This is a genomic window from Paenibacillus sp. LT-B23, assembly GCF_059417685.1.
In genome coordinates, this window is sequence record NZ_JBSQBM010000004.1 from 1 (window position 1) to 16631 (window position 16631).

Sequence of the window (16631 nt, forward strand, 5' to 3'; positions counted from 1 at the left end):
CAGTTTAGTGATGGTGGCTACCGCCAAAAGTCTTGGAATCCCTTTAAAGAAGAGAAATACACTTAACATCAAATTTTGGTTATATCGATTTAGAAGAGTTCTACTAGTAAGTCATAAGTCCATCTCCATTTTTCTTCATAATCGGTTCTAAGCGCCGATTTTAATTCCGTGGAACAATTCAAAAAACGGCCGCTGTTCGCATCGTTTGCGACAGGGCCGTTTTTTATTTTTCGTACGCTAGCTTCAAATTGCTCGGCTTTTCATTTTTTGAGAGGCTGTGAAGTAGTATGACCCCTGCAAAGAACAGATTGGGTAGCAATTCGAAGCTACTTGAAGAAAACAAAACCACTCAAAACTATTAACATCTGGAAACTGATGCGAACAGCGGAACTTTTTTATGATTGTTCCACAAAAGAAATGGGACTTTGGGCGAAACAGCAACTGCAGGCCTTCATTAAGGAGAATAATTTGGTTACGGCGCAAGATGCGCAAAATGCGCTGAAGAACCTGTTTGCCGAGACGATCCAGGAGATGCTGGAGGCGGAAATGGAAACGCATCTGGGCTATGAGAAGCACGATGTGAAGGCCAAGGAGACGCCAAACAGCCGGAATGGCAAAAGCAAGAAAACTGTGGTCAGCGAGTACGGCGAACAAGAGATCTCCGTGCCACGCGACCGCCTCGGCGAGTTTGAGCCACTCGTGGTGAAGAAGCTCATTGTTCAGCGAAGCGACTCAGAAGCCCATTCGGTATCAGGTGAGGATAGGTTCACAGCAACTATCGACTCTCTGAGCCCTCATGATCTGATACGTACTTGCTCTTCTTCCACATCGTTCATCCGCATTCCCTGACAACGATCACTTAATAACGGCTTGCATGCACTATTTTTGCCAAACACTCATAGGGTCCCATGGCTTGATCTGATTGCCATATTTTCCGGTCAAAAAAGCTTTCATGTCTTCCAGCTTAGCAGGCACCTCGTTCCAAATTGGAAGGGGTGGTAACCCTCGTTTGCTTTTCAATAGGATATCCACTGTAACATACAAGCGTTCTGGCTGAATCCAATGAAGAAAGCGGGAAATATCAATTTGCTTGGTCAGGGACAAGGAATCAATTTCGTCATTGTAATGCTTGTTGAACTCGCTGATCAGATTCAGGAGGTAGTCTCTCTGCTCCTTCACGAAGTCCAGGCCGCAGATGGCGCCATGTCCTGGAACAACGATTTCGGGTTTAATTTCATCAATAATGCGATCAAGCACTTTAACCCAATTGAGGGTTCCCTCTTCGCTGTATGCCGTACAACCGTTAAACACGACATCGCCGGCGAACAGCACTTTTTCTTTTGGCATCCACAGCAGCAAGTCACTGTCAGAGTGGGCCGGAGCTACGTTGTAAATCATAACTTCCGTATCTCCAAGACGGATGTTGATATCGTCCTTTATCTCAATATTCGGGAGCACCCATTCTACGCCTTCCAGGTCGAATCCTTCAAATTCCGCTGCAAAAAACCGCTCGCCCGAAGTCGATTCCGGAGAATCCTTTCCTCTTCTAATGACGCTGTCCATCCAGGCGATATTTTCGGTGAGACGCTCTCTGGACGCTTCCTTGTGCATAATAATGCAAGCATCTTCAAACACTTTGTTTCCCCAGGCATGGTCGCTGTTATAGTGCGAGTTCACCACATATGCGGGAGAGCCGCCGTTGCTTACTTCCATAAAAGCCTTCTGCATTTCCCGTGCATGGAACAAATCGAAGAACGTGTCATACACCAGCCCTTCACCCTTGTTGATGAACCCGGCATTGGCCCAACTGATCCCGCGATACGGCGAAATACCGGCAAAGACGCCATCTGCGACTTCAAAAAATTTAACGCGAGGTTTTTGTATAATACGTCCATACTTCATAAAAATTCTCCTTTGTGTATATGTTTTTGGGGTAAGGCATACTGACTATGTCTTTATTATAGAGAATGGAAAACAAAATGCAAGCATGTACTTGCATGCATTTGTTCTATGCTTTATGATAGTAACAGAACAACATCACACTACATGGATGGAGGAGCTGCAACATGAAGCTAGTAACCTTTCAAGCCAAGACATCCCAGGAACCTTTGTTTGGGCTTGTAATTAACGAGAAATTTGTCGTGTCTTTTGCCGCAATCATGAAAAAGCAGGGAACATTCATTGACAGTCTTGAAAGTATAGACAGCTATCTTCATTATTTGCCGACAAGTTATGATGCTGCTAAGGAATTGATGCAATATGCTGTCGAACAGTCGCATCAATTCAATGAAAATGAAATCTGCCCGATTGCAGCGGTAAAACTGCTGCCGCCGGTTCCGAATCCGGCTGCGCTTATCGATTTCGGGCTGACGCCAAGACATCTGAGAAATGCTGGCGTAAATCTGTTGCAAAGAGAATATACAGGGCCGGAAAGAGAAGAGCTTAAACGAAAAATTGCTGAAAAATTCCAGAAAGATCCGAATAAAGTAACTTTCAGTTATTACAAGTGTAACCATAATGCATTAATTGGCGATGGGGATACGATTCATTGGCCTTCGTACTCTTCCTACCTGGATATCGAGCCGGAGCTGGCCTTTGTTACAGGGAAGGGGAACTGCATTGCAGGTTATGTTATTTTTAACGACAGTACTGTCCGCGATGTGCAGTGGCCGGATTTCCAGGCGCTGATCGGACCGACGCGCTGCAAAGATTTTGATCGCAGCAAAGGAATAGGACCATTTCTGGTTACGCCGGATGAAATTGACAACCCGCTGGTACTGGATGTGGATGTACGCATCGGGGAGAGACTGCACTGGAAGGGAAGCACATCCGAGTATTCTGCACACCCTGCAAAAGTGATGGAGGAGGTTCTCAAAGTTTTCACGCCGCTCCCGAGCACGATTATAGGAATGGGGACGATACCGGATTGCTGCGCAATCGAGACCGAACAATGGCTGTTGCCCTCTGACCGAATCCAGATTACATTTGATAAATTAGGCACGCTCACGCAATTGGTGCCTGATCATGTCAAGATTACGGAACCAAGCCGCTGGGAAAAAAGAAGCGATTTGCCTTAAATAAACGTTTATGAAAATGATGAACCCCGACCCTGCTGCATATGCAAAACTTGTAGTAGAATAGGTTTAACATATGCAAAAGGAGAAATACAATGCAAACATCAGACAGAATCATTGAAGCCGCGACACGGCTCATCAAAAAGAAGGGCTATCGGGGAGTAAGCACCAAAGCCATTGCAACGGAAGCTAAAGTCAATGAATCTACGATTTTCCGGCAATTTGGAAGCAAGCAAGGCATATTGGAAGCCATCATTGAAAGACATTCAGATATCCCGCAATTTGAGAAGCTGTTAAAAGAGGGCGCGACCGATAATCCGGAAGTCGATCTGCTGAATGTAAGTCAGCAGTACCGTTTGTTTTTCCATAAAAATGCGGACATCATTTTGATTGGCATCCGCGACAAAGGAATGCTACCCGAATTGGACAGAGTGCTGGCCGATCCGCCGGTGAAGCTGCACTCCTTGCTGGTTGAATATTTTGAACGCCTGCAGATGAAAAAAGTTATAGCCAGACAGGATGAGCGTCTTGCCGCCATGTCTTTTCTCTCGATGTGCTACGGATTTCAGATGAGCGAGCTGATTCACCGGCAATATCAGTCCCAACTCGTCACCGAGGAAGAGTTCTACAAGCATAGTGTCTCATTGTTTGTTAAAGGAATTTTGTCTCAGTCATAAGCTTTGTTGATTTATTTAATGATAAGTTTAAACTTATTAAGTTGGAGGATATTTATGAGTAATAATAAAGAAAACGTAATACTCTATATAAGATTTAAAATTAAAAGTTAAAAAAAGGAAGAATTCAAAGAACTATTATCTGCTAATATGAGAGTGATGGAACATGAACCAGCTTTTGTAAGTGCCGTTCTTTCAGATGATATTGATAATTCAAATGAGGTTACTCTTTTTGAAATCTGGAAAGGAACAAAGGAAAGTTGGCTAAAAGAAGAACTTCCTAAACCTTATAGAAAAACATATGAGAATAAACTTGTGGATTTAATCGATGAAAGAATAATTAGTTATCTTACACCAACGAATGAGTGGAGAACTAATTTAACAAACAAATAGATAGATTAATTAATAATTTAAAGAGTGACTTGTCTAAAAAACAGGTTGCTCTTTCTCATTTTAAAGAAAGGACTGAAACAGAGTCTGTATACTATATTTTGTAGTCTCCCATATCCACTCTTTCTATTGCAGCCATTATTGTGATACGTTAGTTAGTTCTTACCATGCTATAATTTTGTGGATGTTATTGAACTAACGGGACACGCTAGTTTAATAAAACAGCGGTAGTCTAATACTATATTTTCTGGTCTAAGGCTGCCGCTGTCTTTTTTGTTGGAGCCAGTCTAATACTTTATTTTCTCAGTCTACAATTTTATTTTCTTTGGATTCATGGTAAAATCAAGCGCTTGGTAGCATACAGGTTTATACCTGCGAGCTGCCAAGGCGCTTGTTTGTGATGTGTGCCTATACGCTAGATATACGTCACATTATTTAAGCTTCAACGCAAGAATCCCCAGATACTCCTTGAGAGCTGTTCCAGTAGTAGCCATGGCTCCGGCAGACGGGGAGAGCTTGGCGGCATACAGTGACAGATTTTCACTTGCCAGATAGTCGGTCGGATAAGGTACAGCCTGCATGCCTGCACGCTGAAATTCCAGCGCCGCACGTGGCATATGGAAGGCGGAAGTTACCAAAATGGGTTTGGTGAACTGATGCTGCTTCAAAATCTGGGATGTATAGACGGCATTTTGCTGCGTGTTCAGGGAACGGTTTTCGATCAAAATATCTTTTGCGGGAATACCGAGTCCCAGAAGTTGTCTTTGGGCAATATTCGCTTCGTTGCCACTGTCGCTAAATACCTGTCCACCGGAAAACAGAATAGGTAAGCCTGTTGCTTCGTGCAACCGTACCGCAGTGAGCAGGCGATTGGCCGCTGAACCCAGCAGATTACCTTGTCCGTTGATATCAGGTGTTCCCTCTGTAGCTCCGCCGCCAAGCACAACGATAACATCGCCTTGCACGGCATGAGGCTGCGGGTACTGTTTTTCCAGACTGCTGATCAGCAAATCCCCGACCCAATTGGTGGAGGAGCCATACAGCAGTAGTGTGACAACGAGTAGAACGAAAGCAGGTTTACGCGCACGCCTCCATAGCCAGATCACAAGTCCAACCATCACGAGGATAAATAAACCGGGAGGCAGCACGAAGCTGTATAAAAATTTGATGATATAAATCAAGTGCAGACATCCTCCTATCCTTCAATCTCTATTTTTCTTTTTGGTTTGGTATATTGTAACATAGGCAAATGACCGGATTCCTCTGTCTGGACTTTCCAATACATATTTTTTGTTTGATAAACTCGTCCTATAGGCGTAAAATATAAAGTCTAGTCATTTTTTTGCATAGAGGAGCGAAAGCAGCATGAAAGAGTTAACGACAGCCAAACGGATCTTGATGATTGCGCTGTTGGTTGTATTGTGGGGCATATCCTGGCCCATTTATAAAGTAGCGTTGCAGTTTACGCCTCCACTTTTGTTTGCAGGGTTGCGCACGTTGCTGGGAGGTCTGCTGTTAGGAGCGATTTTACTGCCGAGATGGAAACGTATCCGTTGGAAAGAGAACTGGCGGGTCTATGCTATTTCGAGTGTTTTTAACGTGGTACTGTTTTATGGTCTGCAAACGGTGGGGCTGATGTACGTACCGTCCGGCCTGTTTTCAGTGCTGGTATATCTCCAGCCTGTACTGGTCGGAATTTTTGCATGGATGTGGCTGGGTGAAGCGATGTCCGGACTTAAGGTGACAGGTTTGGTCATCGGATTTTTGGGTGTCGCGGCTGTAAGTGTCGGAGGATTTTCGGGACATGTGGCTGTGGCAGGTGTTGTTATCGCTATTATTACAGCCGTGAGCTGGGCATTGGGTACCGTCTACGTGAAAAAGGTAAACCAGCGCGTGGACTCCTTGTGGCTGGTCGCATTTCAGTGCACACTGGGAGGCATCGTGTTGACAGGAGCCGGAACAGTGACGGAAAGCTGGTCAGACATCATATGGAATGTTCCTTATGTGTCAGGGCTGGTATTCGGCATTGTGCTGGGAATTTCACTTTCATGGCTGCTGTATTTCACACTGGTCAACTCAGGGGATGCGAGTAAAGTTGCGTCATATACGTTTTTAGTCCCAGTTATTTCGGTGTTTGTCAGCTCTTTGGTGCTGCGCGAAGCAATTACGGCTTTCCTGCTGATCGGTCTGGTATTAATTGGGCTTAGCATTTATTTGGTGAATCGCAGAGCGAGAGTAGTACAGCAAGCTTGAAAATAGGATATGGTATAAGCAAGGACTCTGCGCAGGTAGCAGGGTCTTTTTTTAGAGGATTTTAACACCTGTCCGGCGAATTTTAGGAAGAATGAAACGGGTTCGGCTGAAATGAATTTGATCTTTAAGGAGGGGTTCAAGCATGATCCAGCTTCAAAATGTCAAACGGTATAAGCCTGCCAAGCGGATAATAGCTGCATTTGTTTTATTGGCAAGTGTGGCAATCGGACTGAACGATGAAGAGTTTGCTCAGGCAGCGGGAACTTCTGCATCTGTGAAGCAAGGTCAGGAAACTGCAAGTGTCCGTGTTTATTTTAACGGAAATATAATGTCGTTTCCCAAAGGAGAGCCATTCATTAACAAGGGACAGGTCATGATTCCTATTACAGATGCTGCTCTGCCAGGAATAGCCACGGACTATGACCCCAAAACACAGACGCTTTCACTCACCAATGGTATAGCCAGTCTGGGTTCCGGTCGAATACAGGCTAACTCCAATATAGGTTTTGTACATAACAGGAAGGTTACTTACGACGTTTCAGCCAGTAGCATTCATGGAACGCTTTATGTTCCTCTGGCATTTATCAGTGATGTGGTCGGAGGCAAGCTGGAATGGAAGAAAAACGAACGAATGGCTAGCATAAGCTATCCTCAGTTGGTTGGGGAATCGGAGGAAAGTAAAGGCTATTTGCTGGATGCAAGCAGCGGAGTATTGTACCGTAAAGAGGATGGCGGCCGTATCCGCGCGCTCAGTCCAACAAATATCAAATTGAAAGAAGATTATTTTGGCATGACGAAAATCCTTTCGACCAAGGTTACGGAGGATGCAGATTTGGTTACGGTATGGCAAGCGTATGGGGAGCCCATGATTAATGACGATTTTTATACGCTGTTCGTCCAGAAGGGAAAGGTACTTCGTCAGGCAAAGGCTCATTATTGGAATTTTAATGCCAACAATATCAAGCTTTATAATGGTAAAGCAGTCATGAACGATGGACAGACCGTTCGTCTGATTGACGCTAATGGTTCTGTAAAAGAAACATGGAATATGGGGAAGCTTTCCGGTCGTTTGAAGGACAGCTTTGCGGTGGAAGGCATGGGTGAGGGATTTATTCTTGCCAGATCGAATGATGAGGGCTTTTTAATATTATTTAATCTTAAAACCCACCAGTCATTGTTGGTGTATGAGTTGCTTCAATTAGCTCCTGAGCAACTGAACGGATTCAGGGAAGATGGTATTAAGTTTATCGGTCAGAACAAAAATGACGGTGAACTGCGCTTCGAGCTACATGATAGTGAAGGACAGCCTCAAACGTTCAATTATGCTTTGTAAGTGGGTTTCGGGCGTCTATCAGGCGCCTGATATCACACAATACTTCACAAATATCCGAATTGTTCACCCCCCTGTACACTCCTTTGTTCATGAAGCATGAAAGGCTTCACTTTTCATTTTGAATACGCTTACATAAAATAAAGGCATACGACGGCGGTGCTGCAAACCATGCTGTCGGTAACGTATACAGAGGGGGAGTGACTCACATTGAATCAGCCTGTGCCTAAGAGTTCCGCTATGCTTACGACAGATTCCCGTCTGAACGGGAGGAGGCTGGCAAGCGGCAGGAAAAACGGATTTTTCCGTGAACTGATCCGCAATCGGATATTATTTCTCATGTTGCTGCCGACCTTGATCTTTTTCTTCATTAACTCTTACATTCCTATGGTGGGTATCTATTATGCATTTACCCAGTTTGACTTCAATACCAGCTTGTTCGATGCCAAGTTCGTCGGACTCCAGAATTTTCAGTTTTTATGGCAATCCGGCACGCTGACCAAACTGACATTGAATACGGTCGGATACAACGCAGCTTTTATTTTACTCGGCAACGTGCTGGCGATTGTGTGCTCGATTTTGCTGAATGAGCTACGTGGCCGTTATTTTAAAAAGATAGCTCAATCTGTGATGTTCCTGCCCTATTTTGTTTCTTTCGTTATTCTAAGCGTCATCGTGTACAACATATTTAATTATGACAACGGTTTTCTAAACACGCTGCTGCTGCAATTTGGCGGTGAACGCGTGGATGTATACAACAAGCCGTGGGTATGGATTTTCCTGATTATCCTGTTCTACCTGTGGAAAAATCTCGGCTACAGTATGGTGATTTATCTGGCGGCCATTACAGGCATTAGCGACGAGTATTATGAGGCGGCGAAAATGGACGGGGCCAACATTTTTCAGCGGATCTGGTACATTACCGTGCCTATGCTCAAATCGACGTTTGTCGTGCTGCTGCTGTTCGCGCTCGGCAGTATTATGAAGGGACAGTTCGACCTGTTCTATCAATTAATCGGCAATAATGGGGTGCTATACAATACAACGGATATTTTGGACACTTACGTGTACCGTTCGCTGAAAGTAACCTTTGATGTGGGCATGGCTTCGGCAGCAGGCGTATACCAGTCCTTGTTCGGATTCGTGCTGATCATGACCGTGAACTACATCATTCGCAAGTTGAACGACGAATATGCCTTGTTCTAGAAAGGAGGACCCAAACGGATGGCGATCAAAGAGGATGTATACACCCGAATTTTTCAGATTATTTCTTATGCGGTAATCATTATTGCTTCTATTGCTTGTTTACTGCCATTTCTACTTATTATTTCGGCATCATTGACCAGTAATGAGTCGATTATCAGAGATGGATATCATTTTATTCCACAGGAATTTTCGCTGGAAGGATACCGGACGGTGTTCACCTTTCCTGAAGAGGTGCTGAGGGCATACGGGGTGACCATTTTTACAACCGTAGTAGGTACGACGTTGGGCCTGTTCCTGATGACGATGGCGGGATATGTGCTGGCGCGTAAAGATTTTAAATACCGGAACGCATTTTCGTTCTATATTTACTTTACAACGTTGTTTGGGGGCGGCTTGGTACCCTGGTACATTATGTTGACGAAGTATTTAGGGCTGCTGGATACGTATACGGTGCTTATTTTTCCGGGGCTTATGACTCCGTTTCTGATCATTTTGATGAAGAATTTCATTCGTTCGTCTATGCCGGAAGAGCTGTTTGAGTCTGCTAAAATTGACGGTGCGGGTGATTTTAAAATCTACTATCGGATTGTGCTGCCTTTGTCTACACCGGGAATTGCCACCGTGGGGTTATTTCTGGCTCTGGCGTATTGGAATGACTGGTTCTCTTCTTCACTCTTTATTAATGATCCGCATAAATACCAACTGCAATATTATTTGTATAATGTAATCAACTCGATGCAGTTTATCGCCCAAATGGGAGCAGGTACCGGCGTTTCACTCTCCAACGATATGCCGACCGAATCGACCAAAATGGCAATGGCGATCGTTGTCACCGGGCCGATTTTACTGCTGTATCCTTTCATTCAGCGTTATTTTGTCAAGGGCTTGACCATTGGTGCTGTAAAAGGCTAAAGTGGACACTCATTGGTTTAAAGATGGCATGACGTGCTGACGTTGTGCCATTCTGACAACATATATTGTAAGCGTTTTATTAAAACCAGCAACCACTTCAAAAGGAGGATTCACATGACATTTACAAAGAAAAGAAAGCAACGCATGTCCATCCTGATTGCAGTTTTGGTTATCATGGCGCTATTAGCCGGATGTGGAGGCGGTAGCGGAAACAGCGCACAAAAGGCAAGCGGAGAGGACGATAAAACCCAAAAGGTACAACTGCAATTTTATATGCTGGGTGATGCTCCTAAGGATTTGCCAGCTATTGAGACTGAAATCAATAAATTGGCGGAAAAAGATTTGAATGCCACTGTCAAATTTAACTATACGACGTGGACGGACTGGGATCAAAAGTATAAGCTGCTGTTGTCTTCTGGCCAGCCGATTGACCTGATCTTTACCGCAGACTGGACGCAGTATCAGGCGTATGCCAAGAAAGGCGCATTCCTGCCGCTTGACGATCTGCTGCCGAAGGCGGCACCTGCCTTGCAAAAATTTGTGCCTCAGGAGATGTGGGATGGCGTTAAAATCGGAGGCAAAATCTACACCGTGCCTGGCACGTACAAGGAATACGTTACAAATGGATTTGTATGGCGCGAGGATTTGCGTGAGAAATACAACTTGCCTAAGCCTACTGATATGAAGAGCTACGAGGCTTATTTGGATGGCATTCGTCAGCATGAGACTAGCATGAAACCCATCTCCCTGAACAGTGATATCAAAGGGAACCTGCATGACCGTTATTCCGAATTGGTGACGAAGAGTGTGGGTGCTCTGCCTTACGGCATTGGTATTAAATATGAAAAACCGACAGAGGTTTATAAATATTGGGGTTCAGATGAGCAAAAAGAAGAGCTGAGTACCTACAAACGCTGGGCCGACAAAGGATTTATCCCTAAAAACGTATTGAACGTAAAGGATACGCTTCAGGATCAGGTGACTTCCGGTAAAGCAGCGAGTATTTTCGGTGACAATCCGACCCGTTTTAATGACATGGTGATTAAGCTCAAAGCGTCTCACCCGGACTGGAAGCTGGATTACTATCCGTTCCCGCTGACGACGGGGTATGCAACTCCAGTGCATCCGATTCATAACGGCTTTGCGATTCCAAAAAGCAGTCCTAACCCTGCGCGCGCATTAGCTTTCTATGAAAAGCTTGTCACGGACAAACGCTATAACCTGCTCACGCAATACGGTATTGAGGGCAAAAACTATGAAGTCAAAGACGGTTACTATCAAATGATCGGTAGCGGCAGTTCCAACGGATTCTCACGGGAAGGCATGAATAGCTGGGCATGGCGTAACCCGGAATACATGCTGTTTGATTCAGGCTTTGACCGTGTGAAGAAGATTTTTGCCGAGCTGGATAAAATCCAAAAGCCTGACCTGTTTACCGGCTTTGCCGAGGATTACACGACCTATCAGGCTGAAAAAGCCGCTCTGGAGCAAGTAGAAAAGCAATATCTCTATCCGCTCCAAGCTGGACTGATCGACAACGTAGATCAAGGTCTGGAGACCTTCTTGCAGAAGGCGAACCAGGCTGGCCTGGAGAAAATTCAGACGGAATATACCAAGCAATGGGAAGCCTACGTCAAGGAGAAGGGTATTAAGTAATTGGGCAAGGCAAAGAGACTTTAACAGTTGGATAAAAAGAAAAAGCAAGTCTCCAGGAAGTTGGAGGCTTGCTTTTTTAATGTCGGTCTAGTGTGACATCATGGAATGCTCCTACATCATACAGCTAAATCATTAAGAAGTATTGTATAGGCTAGGTTCCACTTCTTTAATGTCTATTACAAGGAGTGATAGGTTACGGTAAAATGAGCGGAGACAACAGCGATGGGAGCAACGTTCCGTTCGCGGAGCGGCCGCATACAGCAGCCAGAACTTTTTACGGAAGCATTTTTCAGTCTACCTTATTGCGCATTTGCTTTAGAACGGCGAAAATCTGTCGGTGTCACGCCCAAGCTACGTTTGAACATGCGGTGAAAATAAGAGCTGCTCGCAAATCCGGTTTGTTCTGCCACGTCAGCTACCGACCAGTCGGTTTGCTCCAGCAGCTCGCAGGCTTTGCGAATGCGCAACTGTTGAATGACATCTACGATGGTAGACATAGTTTGTTGCTTGTATAGTCTGCTGACATAGATCGGCGACATATCCAGCTCTTCAGCGATCTGGTTGAGGCAAAAATCCGGATCAGCATAGGCTTGCTCTATTCGCTCATTAATTTGCCGTACCAGCCGCTCTTGTTTCGTGTTTCGTTTTTCCAATAGGCTGGAGCGTACATGATCAAAGACCAATTGATATTGTTCGATAAGCTCCTGGGCCGTCTCAAGCTGATCCGCGGATGGCAATTCAGGTACAGATTCGGGAGCAAATCCATTACGTTCACTCATATGCTGAATGGCATGATTCACACTCATCATCAGCCGAGATATGGCTACCTGCACGATGGAAAACGAATATTTTTCCATATGCATCAGCAAGTCCTTGAACATGCCATGAGCGTCCTCCGTATGACCAGATAACAGCGTGTCTAGCAATTTTTTCTCCTTATCCGACGGATATACGTAAGCATTTTGAGCAGTTGCGTCAATGGTGTTCTGCGCATCAATAATACAGCCGTGCCCTTGAAAAAATCGGTGCATGGACGATTCCTGTACCTGACGATACAACAGATGTAGTCGTTCCGGCTGGCTTGCAATGGCACTATAGGTCAGAGATATACTCAGCTTCAAGTATTCAAGGCAAGCTTCGCGTATTTGGCGCAATAAGGTTTCCAGCAGCACGGTATCTGTATGCTCCGCAGGATCAAGAATGTTGAGCAACAATAGGACGCTGTCTTCGTTGATATCCACGGCTTCCACCTGGTACGTCTGCCCGCATATTTCAGAAGCGATATTCATCATGGCAAACTTATAGGGCAACAGGTCAGGACCGCGTTCGCTTTGCCAACGGGTAAATTCATCTATTCGCAGCAGCACCAGTCGATAGTCTTTGTCGAACTGGAATGTAATTCCAAGCTCACGTAACCGCTCCGGTTCCTCTCCAGCAGGAAGAAAATGGACCCCCCGAATAATATTCCGTAAAATGTTTTGCCGGATCGTATACATGCTGTTTCGTTTCTCTGATTCGAGTGAATTCATATGGACAACAATCTGCCCGATGGGGGTATACAGCATTCTGGACAGTAGCCAGGAAGCCACAAACCCTGCCAATGCAATGACAACGGCAATCAGCAGCATCGCATTGCGGATAACACTCGCCATTTTGATAACGCTTTCATACGGAGTGACACTAATATACTGCCAACCCAGTCCGTCCTGGGAGGTATAAGAAATGAGTGATCTTTTACCGTGAAAATCTTCTACAAAATATCCTGTTTCCTGTTTTTTGACTCGGGTGTGCAGCCATAGCTGTTCTTTTTCGTTCAATGCTTCGTCTGCCAGTGTCGCGCCGGATAAAAGTCTGCCTTGATCATCCAAAATATAAGCCGTTCCGCCTGATGTCGGATTCATCGCCATTTCCTTGTTCATCCAGGTCGCAGATACATTGACGATCACAGCCGAATTCATCGCTTCGTTTGAGTTGATAGCGTCATAGCATAAATACGTATAGGCTGTAATGTCTGTGCTGGCTTGATCTGCTCCGGCCACCGAATCGGACGCAGACAGCAACGGATAGGTGCGTGGGATGGGTGTAAATGGCTTATAATCCTGATAATGATCCAGCACGCGTATAATATCCGTATCAACCAGTTCTTTTTTGCTGAATAACCCGTTTTGCCCCCGCGAGGATGCAATGTAGAAGGTGTCGCTTTTCGGATTATATACATAGATGGATTCAATGTACGGCATAGAATTGAGATAATTGTTCAGCTCAGACATGGCAGCGGTTTCATCATATACATTGGGTTTGGGATAATACAACAACTTGGACAGGGTACTGCTGCGGTACATTTGAAAGGCCAACGATTGGGCGATGGATGTCATGTTAATGACCTCTCTGCTTCTCAGTGCCAGGCTACTGTGATTGGCTTCGAATGCCTGCTCCTTCTCCACCCGAATATAATAAAAATAATACACCGTGGTAGATACCAGCAACGTCAGCGTAATACATAACGTGATACTGATCAGCAATTTGCTGTGAAGCTTGTGATGCTTTTTGAAATTGCTCATGTGCGCAGGTCTCCTGTCTATGTGCATATAGCCAAAATAAACCCTATTTATGTATTCATTATACGTGCCTTCCTGTGAACGGGACAGTGAACAAACCAATTTTTTATGAAAATAATGATTTTTTCGTAAAAAGGCTGGGAACGAAACGCGCATAATCGCTCGCGTCGGTTCCCAGCCTGGGGATTACATAAAGCCTGTCACGAATTGGACAGCACATGGGTAGGAAAGCGCCCATTTGTGCCTGACAGGACTCAAGCTGTGAGAAGATATCTACAATCAGTCAGGGAATTGCACATTACCTTTGACAATATAGGCTCCGCCAGAGCCATTTTCTGCTAGAGCCGGGAGGGTATCGTTCAGCACCACACCGCGAATGTCTGTAATCCGGATTTTAAGAGGCTGGTTCCCTAAGTTCGTACCGAGAAAGTGGTTGTAGTCCTGTTTTTCGAGATTGAGCCATTGTCCATTTTGTTGGACTTCCAGCTTCAAAACCGGATATTTATGATTGCGTACCTGAATAGCTGCCCACCACCGGCTACTGCCTTCTTTAATGCGGTAGGAGACGTTGCCAGTAACTGGAGCTTTGACGACTTTCCATGAGATATTGATTTTTCCATCAATTTGATTGCCAATTTGGTTAAAAGCATTCGGGGACAGGTCAAGCGCACCGCTTGGGCCTTCAGGATAAATATCGGTTACATAGACTGTTGTTTTCCCTTTGGGGCCTTGTACTTCCAGATATGCTCCTGCCAATGCGGCTTTGATTCCGTTATAATTCAATTGTGTGCGGTTAAGAGCCGTAATTTTGGCATCGGAAGGGATGGGATCAAGTAGTAATGCTCCTCCTGAGTAGCCAGATCCGGTATAGGTGGCGTAACCCGTGTATGTATCATTCCAAGCAGCTGAAGCGGGGAGAGCGAACAAAACAAGACTTAGCAATGATGCCAGACCAACCGTTTTGAACTTGCGAATCGCAGAACTCTTTTGCATAATTATTTCCTCCTTGTTCATTTAATAGATTCATATAGTAAATATAAACACTATATTACATAATATTTCAAATAGCACAATAGGCTTTTGAGGCAAAAAGAAAATTTTGCAAATGTTTGTCAACATGCTTCTAGGCCTTATTGCGTGTTTTTATGGGAATGATTGAACTGTGCTTTTTTTCGCAGACGTTTGCTCGGTCAGATGGTAGGATCAGGAAGATGGAGCTTAATATCAGAGAGCAGGGATAACTGGAGAACGTAAAGCACAAAGGAGGGGTTTACGCATGGGAACGAACGTCTTTTATGTACCGCCAGTAAACTTGATGGGGATTGGATGTCTTGGGGATCTGGGACCGATGCTGCAAGAAAAAGGATTTATGAAAGCGCTTATCGTGACAGATAAATGGCTGCGTCGAAATGGGATTACCGATCGGGTTATTGCTGTTTTGGAGCAACATGAAGTTCCATATATCGTGTATGACGGAGTACAGCCTAACCCTACCTGTGACAATGTTCACGAAGGAGTCAAGGTATTTCAGAATAACGAATGTGATGTTCTCGTCTCGGTAGGCGGTGGGTCGCCTCAGGATGCTGCCAAAGCTATTGGCATCATTGTCACCAACGGAGGACATATTTCAGAATATGAAGGCGTTCACAAATCCAAACGGCCGTCCGTTCCAATTGTGGCGGTGAATACAACGGCGGGAACTTCCAGTGAGGTCACCATTAACTATGTCATTACAGATGAGAAGCGTAAGGTTAAAATGGTCATGGTTGATAAAAACAGTCTGGCTTCCATCTCCGTAAATGACCCCGAATTAATGGTGGGCAAGCCGGCTGAATTAACTGCTGCGACAGGTATGGATGCGCTTACTCATGCGATTGAGGCACTGGTTACTCCGGGTGCTTATCCGGTCACAGATGCTACTGCCTTGGCCGCTGTCGAGCTGATATTCCGTTATTTGCCAGAAGCTGTGGAGAACGGTCAAAATATTGAGGCTCGGGAAAAGCTTGTGTATGCTGTTTTTCTGGGAGGGCTGGCTTTCAACAATGCGGGGTTGGGATATGTGCATGCGATGGCTCATCAGCTTGGAGGTGTGTATGACCTTCCGCATGGGGTATGTAATGCAATGCTATTGCCCTATGTGCAGGAGGCCAATGCACAGCATGTTCCCCGTAAATTCAGACCTATCGCTCAAGCGATCGGATTCTCGGTCAGAGGGCGAACCGACGAGGAGTGCGCTGAATTTGTCGTGGATGCCATCCGCGGACTGGCACAGGAGGTAGGGATCCCGAAACGCTTGTCTGAGCTGGGGGTAACGGACCCGGATCTTAATCTGTTAGCCGACAATGCGATGAAAGATGCGTGTGCGCCTGGTAATCCGTTTCAGCCGACCAAAGAGGAAGTTATCGCGCTGTTCCAAAAAATACTGTAAGGCGAATTTTTGACCGGGACTTTTGAACGATATCCTTTAAATAGAATAAGCGAACTATTGTTCTCCTTTTGTTTGTCGTATACAATCGAATCATGCTGATTCAAATAGAGTGATGTCGAACTCTGTTGTATGCTGCAACGAAAGGATGTT

At 45.1% G+C, this 16631-nt stretch carries 13 protein-coding genes and 1 pseudogene; 10 read left to right on the forward strand and 4 right to left on the reverse strand.

Annotated elements, in window-relative coordinates; translation table 11 throughout:
• Positions 1-417: 417 nt before the first annotated feature.
• A pseudogene (locus tag ACWXW9_RS06855) lies at positions 418-711 on the forward strand (transposase); the annotation flags it as partial.
• A 168-nt stretch (positions 712-879) separates the two neighbouring features.
• On the opposite strand, the gene ACWXW9_RS06860 reads toward ACWXW9_RS06855, so the two are convergent.
• Positions 880-1902: an MBL fold metallo-hydrolase gene (locus ACWXW9_RS06860; protein WP_494928816.1), complete on the reverse strand. Its 1023-nt coding sequence runs from the start codon at positions 1900-1902 to the stop codon at positions 880-882.
• Between the two features lie 164 nt (positions 1903-2066).
• On the opposite strand from ACWXW9_RS06860, the gene ACWXW9_RS06865 reads away from it, so the two are divergent.
• The 3 genes from ACWXW9_RS06865 (at position 2067) to ACWXW9_RS06875 (ending at position 4141) form a co-directional block, all read left to right on the forward strand.
• Entirely contained in the window at positions 2067-3077 is a 1011-nt protein-coding gene (locus ACWXW9_RS06865) for a fumarylacetoacetate hydrolase family protein (protein WP_494928817.1), read from the forward strand.
• A 92-nt stretch (positions 3078-3169) separates the two neighbouring features.
• Positions 3170-3751 carry a TetR/AcrR family transcriptional regulator gene (locus ACWXW9_RS06870; protein WP_379383256.1) on the forward strand — a complete coding sequence of 194 codons (582 nt, stop codon included), beginning with the start codon at positions 3170-3172 and terminating at the stop codon, positions 3749-3751.
• 147 nt (positions 3752-3898) lie between these two features.
• Positions 3899-4141: an antibiotic biosynthesis monooxygenase gene (locus ACWXW9_RS06875; protein ID WP_494928818.1), complete on the forward strand. Its 243-nt coding sequence runs from the start codon at positions 3899-3901 to the stop codon at positions 4139-4141.
• 428 nt (positions 4142-4569) lie between these two features.
• On the opposite strand, the gene ACWXW9_RS06880 is transcribed toward ACWXW9_RS06875, so the two are convergent.
• On the reverse strand, positions 4570-5319 hold the full coding sequence (locus tag ACWXW9_RS06880; RefSeq protein ID WP_494928819.1) for a YdcF family protein: 750 nt from the start codon (positions 5317-5319) through the stop codon (positions 4570-4572).
• 184 nt (positions 5320-5503) lie between these two features.
• Between ACWXW9_RS06880 and ACWXW9_RS06885 the strand changes: the two genes are divergently transcribed.
• The 5 genes from ACWXW9_RS06885 (at position 5504) to ACWXW9_RS06905 (ending at position 11495) form a co-directional block, all read left to right on the forward strand.
• Complete coding sequence (locus tag ACWXW9_RS06885) at positions 5504-6391, forward strand: DMT family transporter (RefSeq protein WP_494928820.1); 888 nt, start codon at positions 5504-5506, stop codon at positions 6389-6391.
• A 142-nt stretch (positions 6392-6533) separates the two neighbouring features.
• Positions 6534-7724: a copper amine oxidase N-terminal domain-containing protein gene (locus ACWXW9_RS06890; protein WP_494928821.1), complete on the forward strand. Its 1191-nt coding sequence runs from the start codon at positions 6534-6536 to the stop codon at positions 7722-7724.
• A gap of 207 nt (positions 7725-7931) precedes the next feature.
• A complete protein-coding gene (locus ACWXW9_RS06895) occupies positions 7932-8927 on the forward strand; it encodes an ABC transporter permease (RefSeq protein WP_494928822.1) in 996 nt (331 codons plus the stop codon).
• An 18-nt stretch (positions 8928-8945) separates the two neighbouring features.
• Positions 8946-9839 carry a carbohydrate ABC transporter permease gene (locus ACWXW9_RS06900; RefSeq protein WP_134913395.1) on the forward strand — a complete coding sequence of 298 codons (894 nt, stop codon included), beginning with the start codon at positions 8946-8948 and terminating at the stop codon, positions 9837-9839.
• Positions 9840-9953: 114 nt separating this feature from the next.
• Positions 9954-11495, forward strand: a complete 1542-nt coding sequence (locus tag ACWXW9_RS06905) for an extracellular solute-binding protein (protein ID WP_494928823.1) — start codon at positions 9954-9956, stop codon at positions 11493-11495.
• A gap of 299 nt (positions 11496-11794) precedes the next feature.
• On the opposite strand, the gene ACWXW9_RS06910 is transcribed toward ACWXW9_RS06905, so the two are convergent.
• Positions 11795-14056 (reverse strand): AraC family transcriptional regulator, encoded by a 2262-nt coding sequence (locus ACWXW9_RS06910; protein ID WP_494928824.1) that lies wholly within the window; start codon positions 14054-14056, stop codon positions 11795-11797.
• Positions 14057-14332: 276 nt separating this feature from the next.
• Complete coding sequence (gene exlX, locus ACWXW9_RS06915) at positions 14333-15046, reverse strand: expansin ExlX (protein WP_494928825.1); 714 nt, start codon at positions 15044-15046, stop codon at positions 14333-14335.
• 283 nt (positions 15047-15329) lie between these two features.
• Here exlX and ACWXW9_RS06920 point away from each other — a divergent pair, with 283 nt between their 5' ends.
• A complete protein-coding gene (locus ACWXW9_RS06920) occupies positions 15330-16481 on the forward strand; it encodes an iron-containing alcohol dehydrogenase (RefSeq protein ID WP_494928826.1) in 1152 nt (383 codons plus the stop codon).
• The last annotated feature ends 150 nt before the right edge of the window (positions 16482-16631 follow it).

What these genes read in the sequence shown, in the direction of transcription:
- ACWXW9_RS06860 (WP_494928816.1), bottom strand. Translation starts at nt 1,902, where the DNA reads ATGAAGTATGGACGTATTATACAAAAACCTCGCGTTAAATTTTTTGAA.
- ACWXW9_RS06865 (WP_494928817.1), top strand. Translation starts at nt 2,067, where the DNA reads ATGAAGCTAGTAACCTTTCAAGCCAAGACATCCCAGGAACCTTTGTTT.
- ACWXW9_RS06870 (WP_379383256.1), top strand. Translation starts at nt 3,170, where the DNA reads ATGCAAACATCAGACAGAATCATTGAAGCCGCGACACGGCTCATCAAA.
- ACWXW9_RS06875 (WP_494928818.1), top strand. Translation starts at nt 3,899, where the DNA reads ATGAGAGTGATGGAACATGAACCAGCTTTTGTAAGTGCCGTTCTTTCA.
- ACWXW9_RS06885 (WP_494928820.1), top strand. Translation starts at nt 5,504, where the DNA reads ATGAAAGAGTTAACGACAGCCAAACGGATCTTGATGATTGCGCTGTTG.
- ACWXW9_RS06890 (WP_494928821.1), top strand. Translation starts at nt 6,534, where the DNA reads ATGATCCAGCTTCAAAATGTCAAACGGTATAAGCCTGCCAAGCGGATA.
- ACWXW9_RS06900 (WP_134913395.1), top strand. Translation starts at nt 8,946, where the DNA reads ATGGCGATCAAAGAGGATGTATACACCCGAATTTTTCAGATTATTTCT.
- ACWXW9_RS06905 (WP_494928823.1), top strand. Translation starts at nt 9,954, where the DNA reads ATGACATTTACAAAGAAAAGAAAGCAACGCATGTCCATCCTGATTGCA.
- ACWXW9_RS06910 (WP_494928824.1), bottom strand. Translation starts at nt 14,056, where the DNA reads ATGAGCAATTTCAAAAAGCATCACAAGCTTCACAGCAAATTGCTGATC.
- exlX (WP_494928825.1), bottom strand. Translation starts at nt 15,046, where the DNA reads ATGCAAAAGAGTTCTGCGATTCGCAAGTTCAAAACGGTTGGTCTGGCA.
- ACWXW9_RS06920 (WP_494928826.1), top strand. Translation starts at nt 15,330, where the DNA reads ATGGGAACGAACGTCTTTTATGTACCGCCAGTAAACTTGATGGGGATT.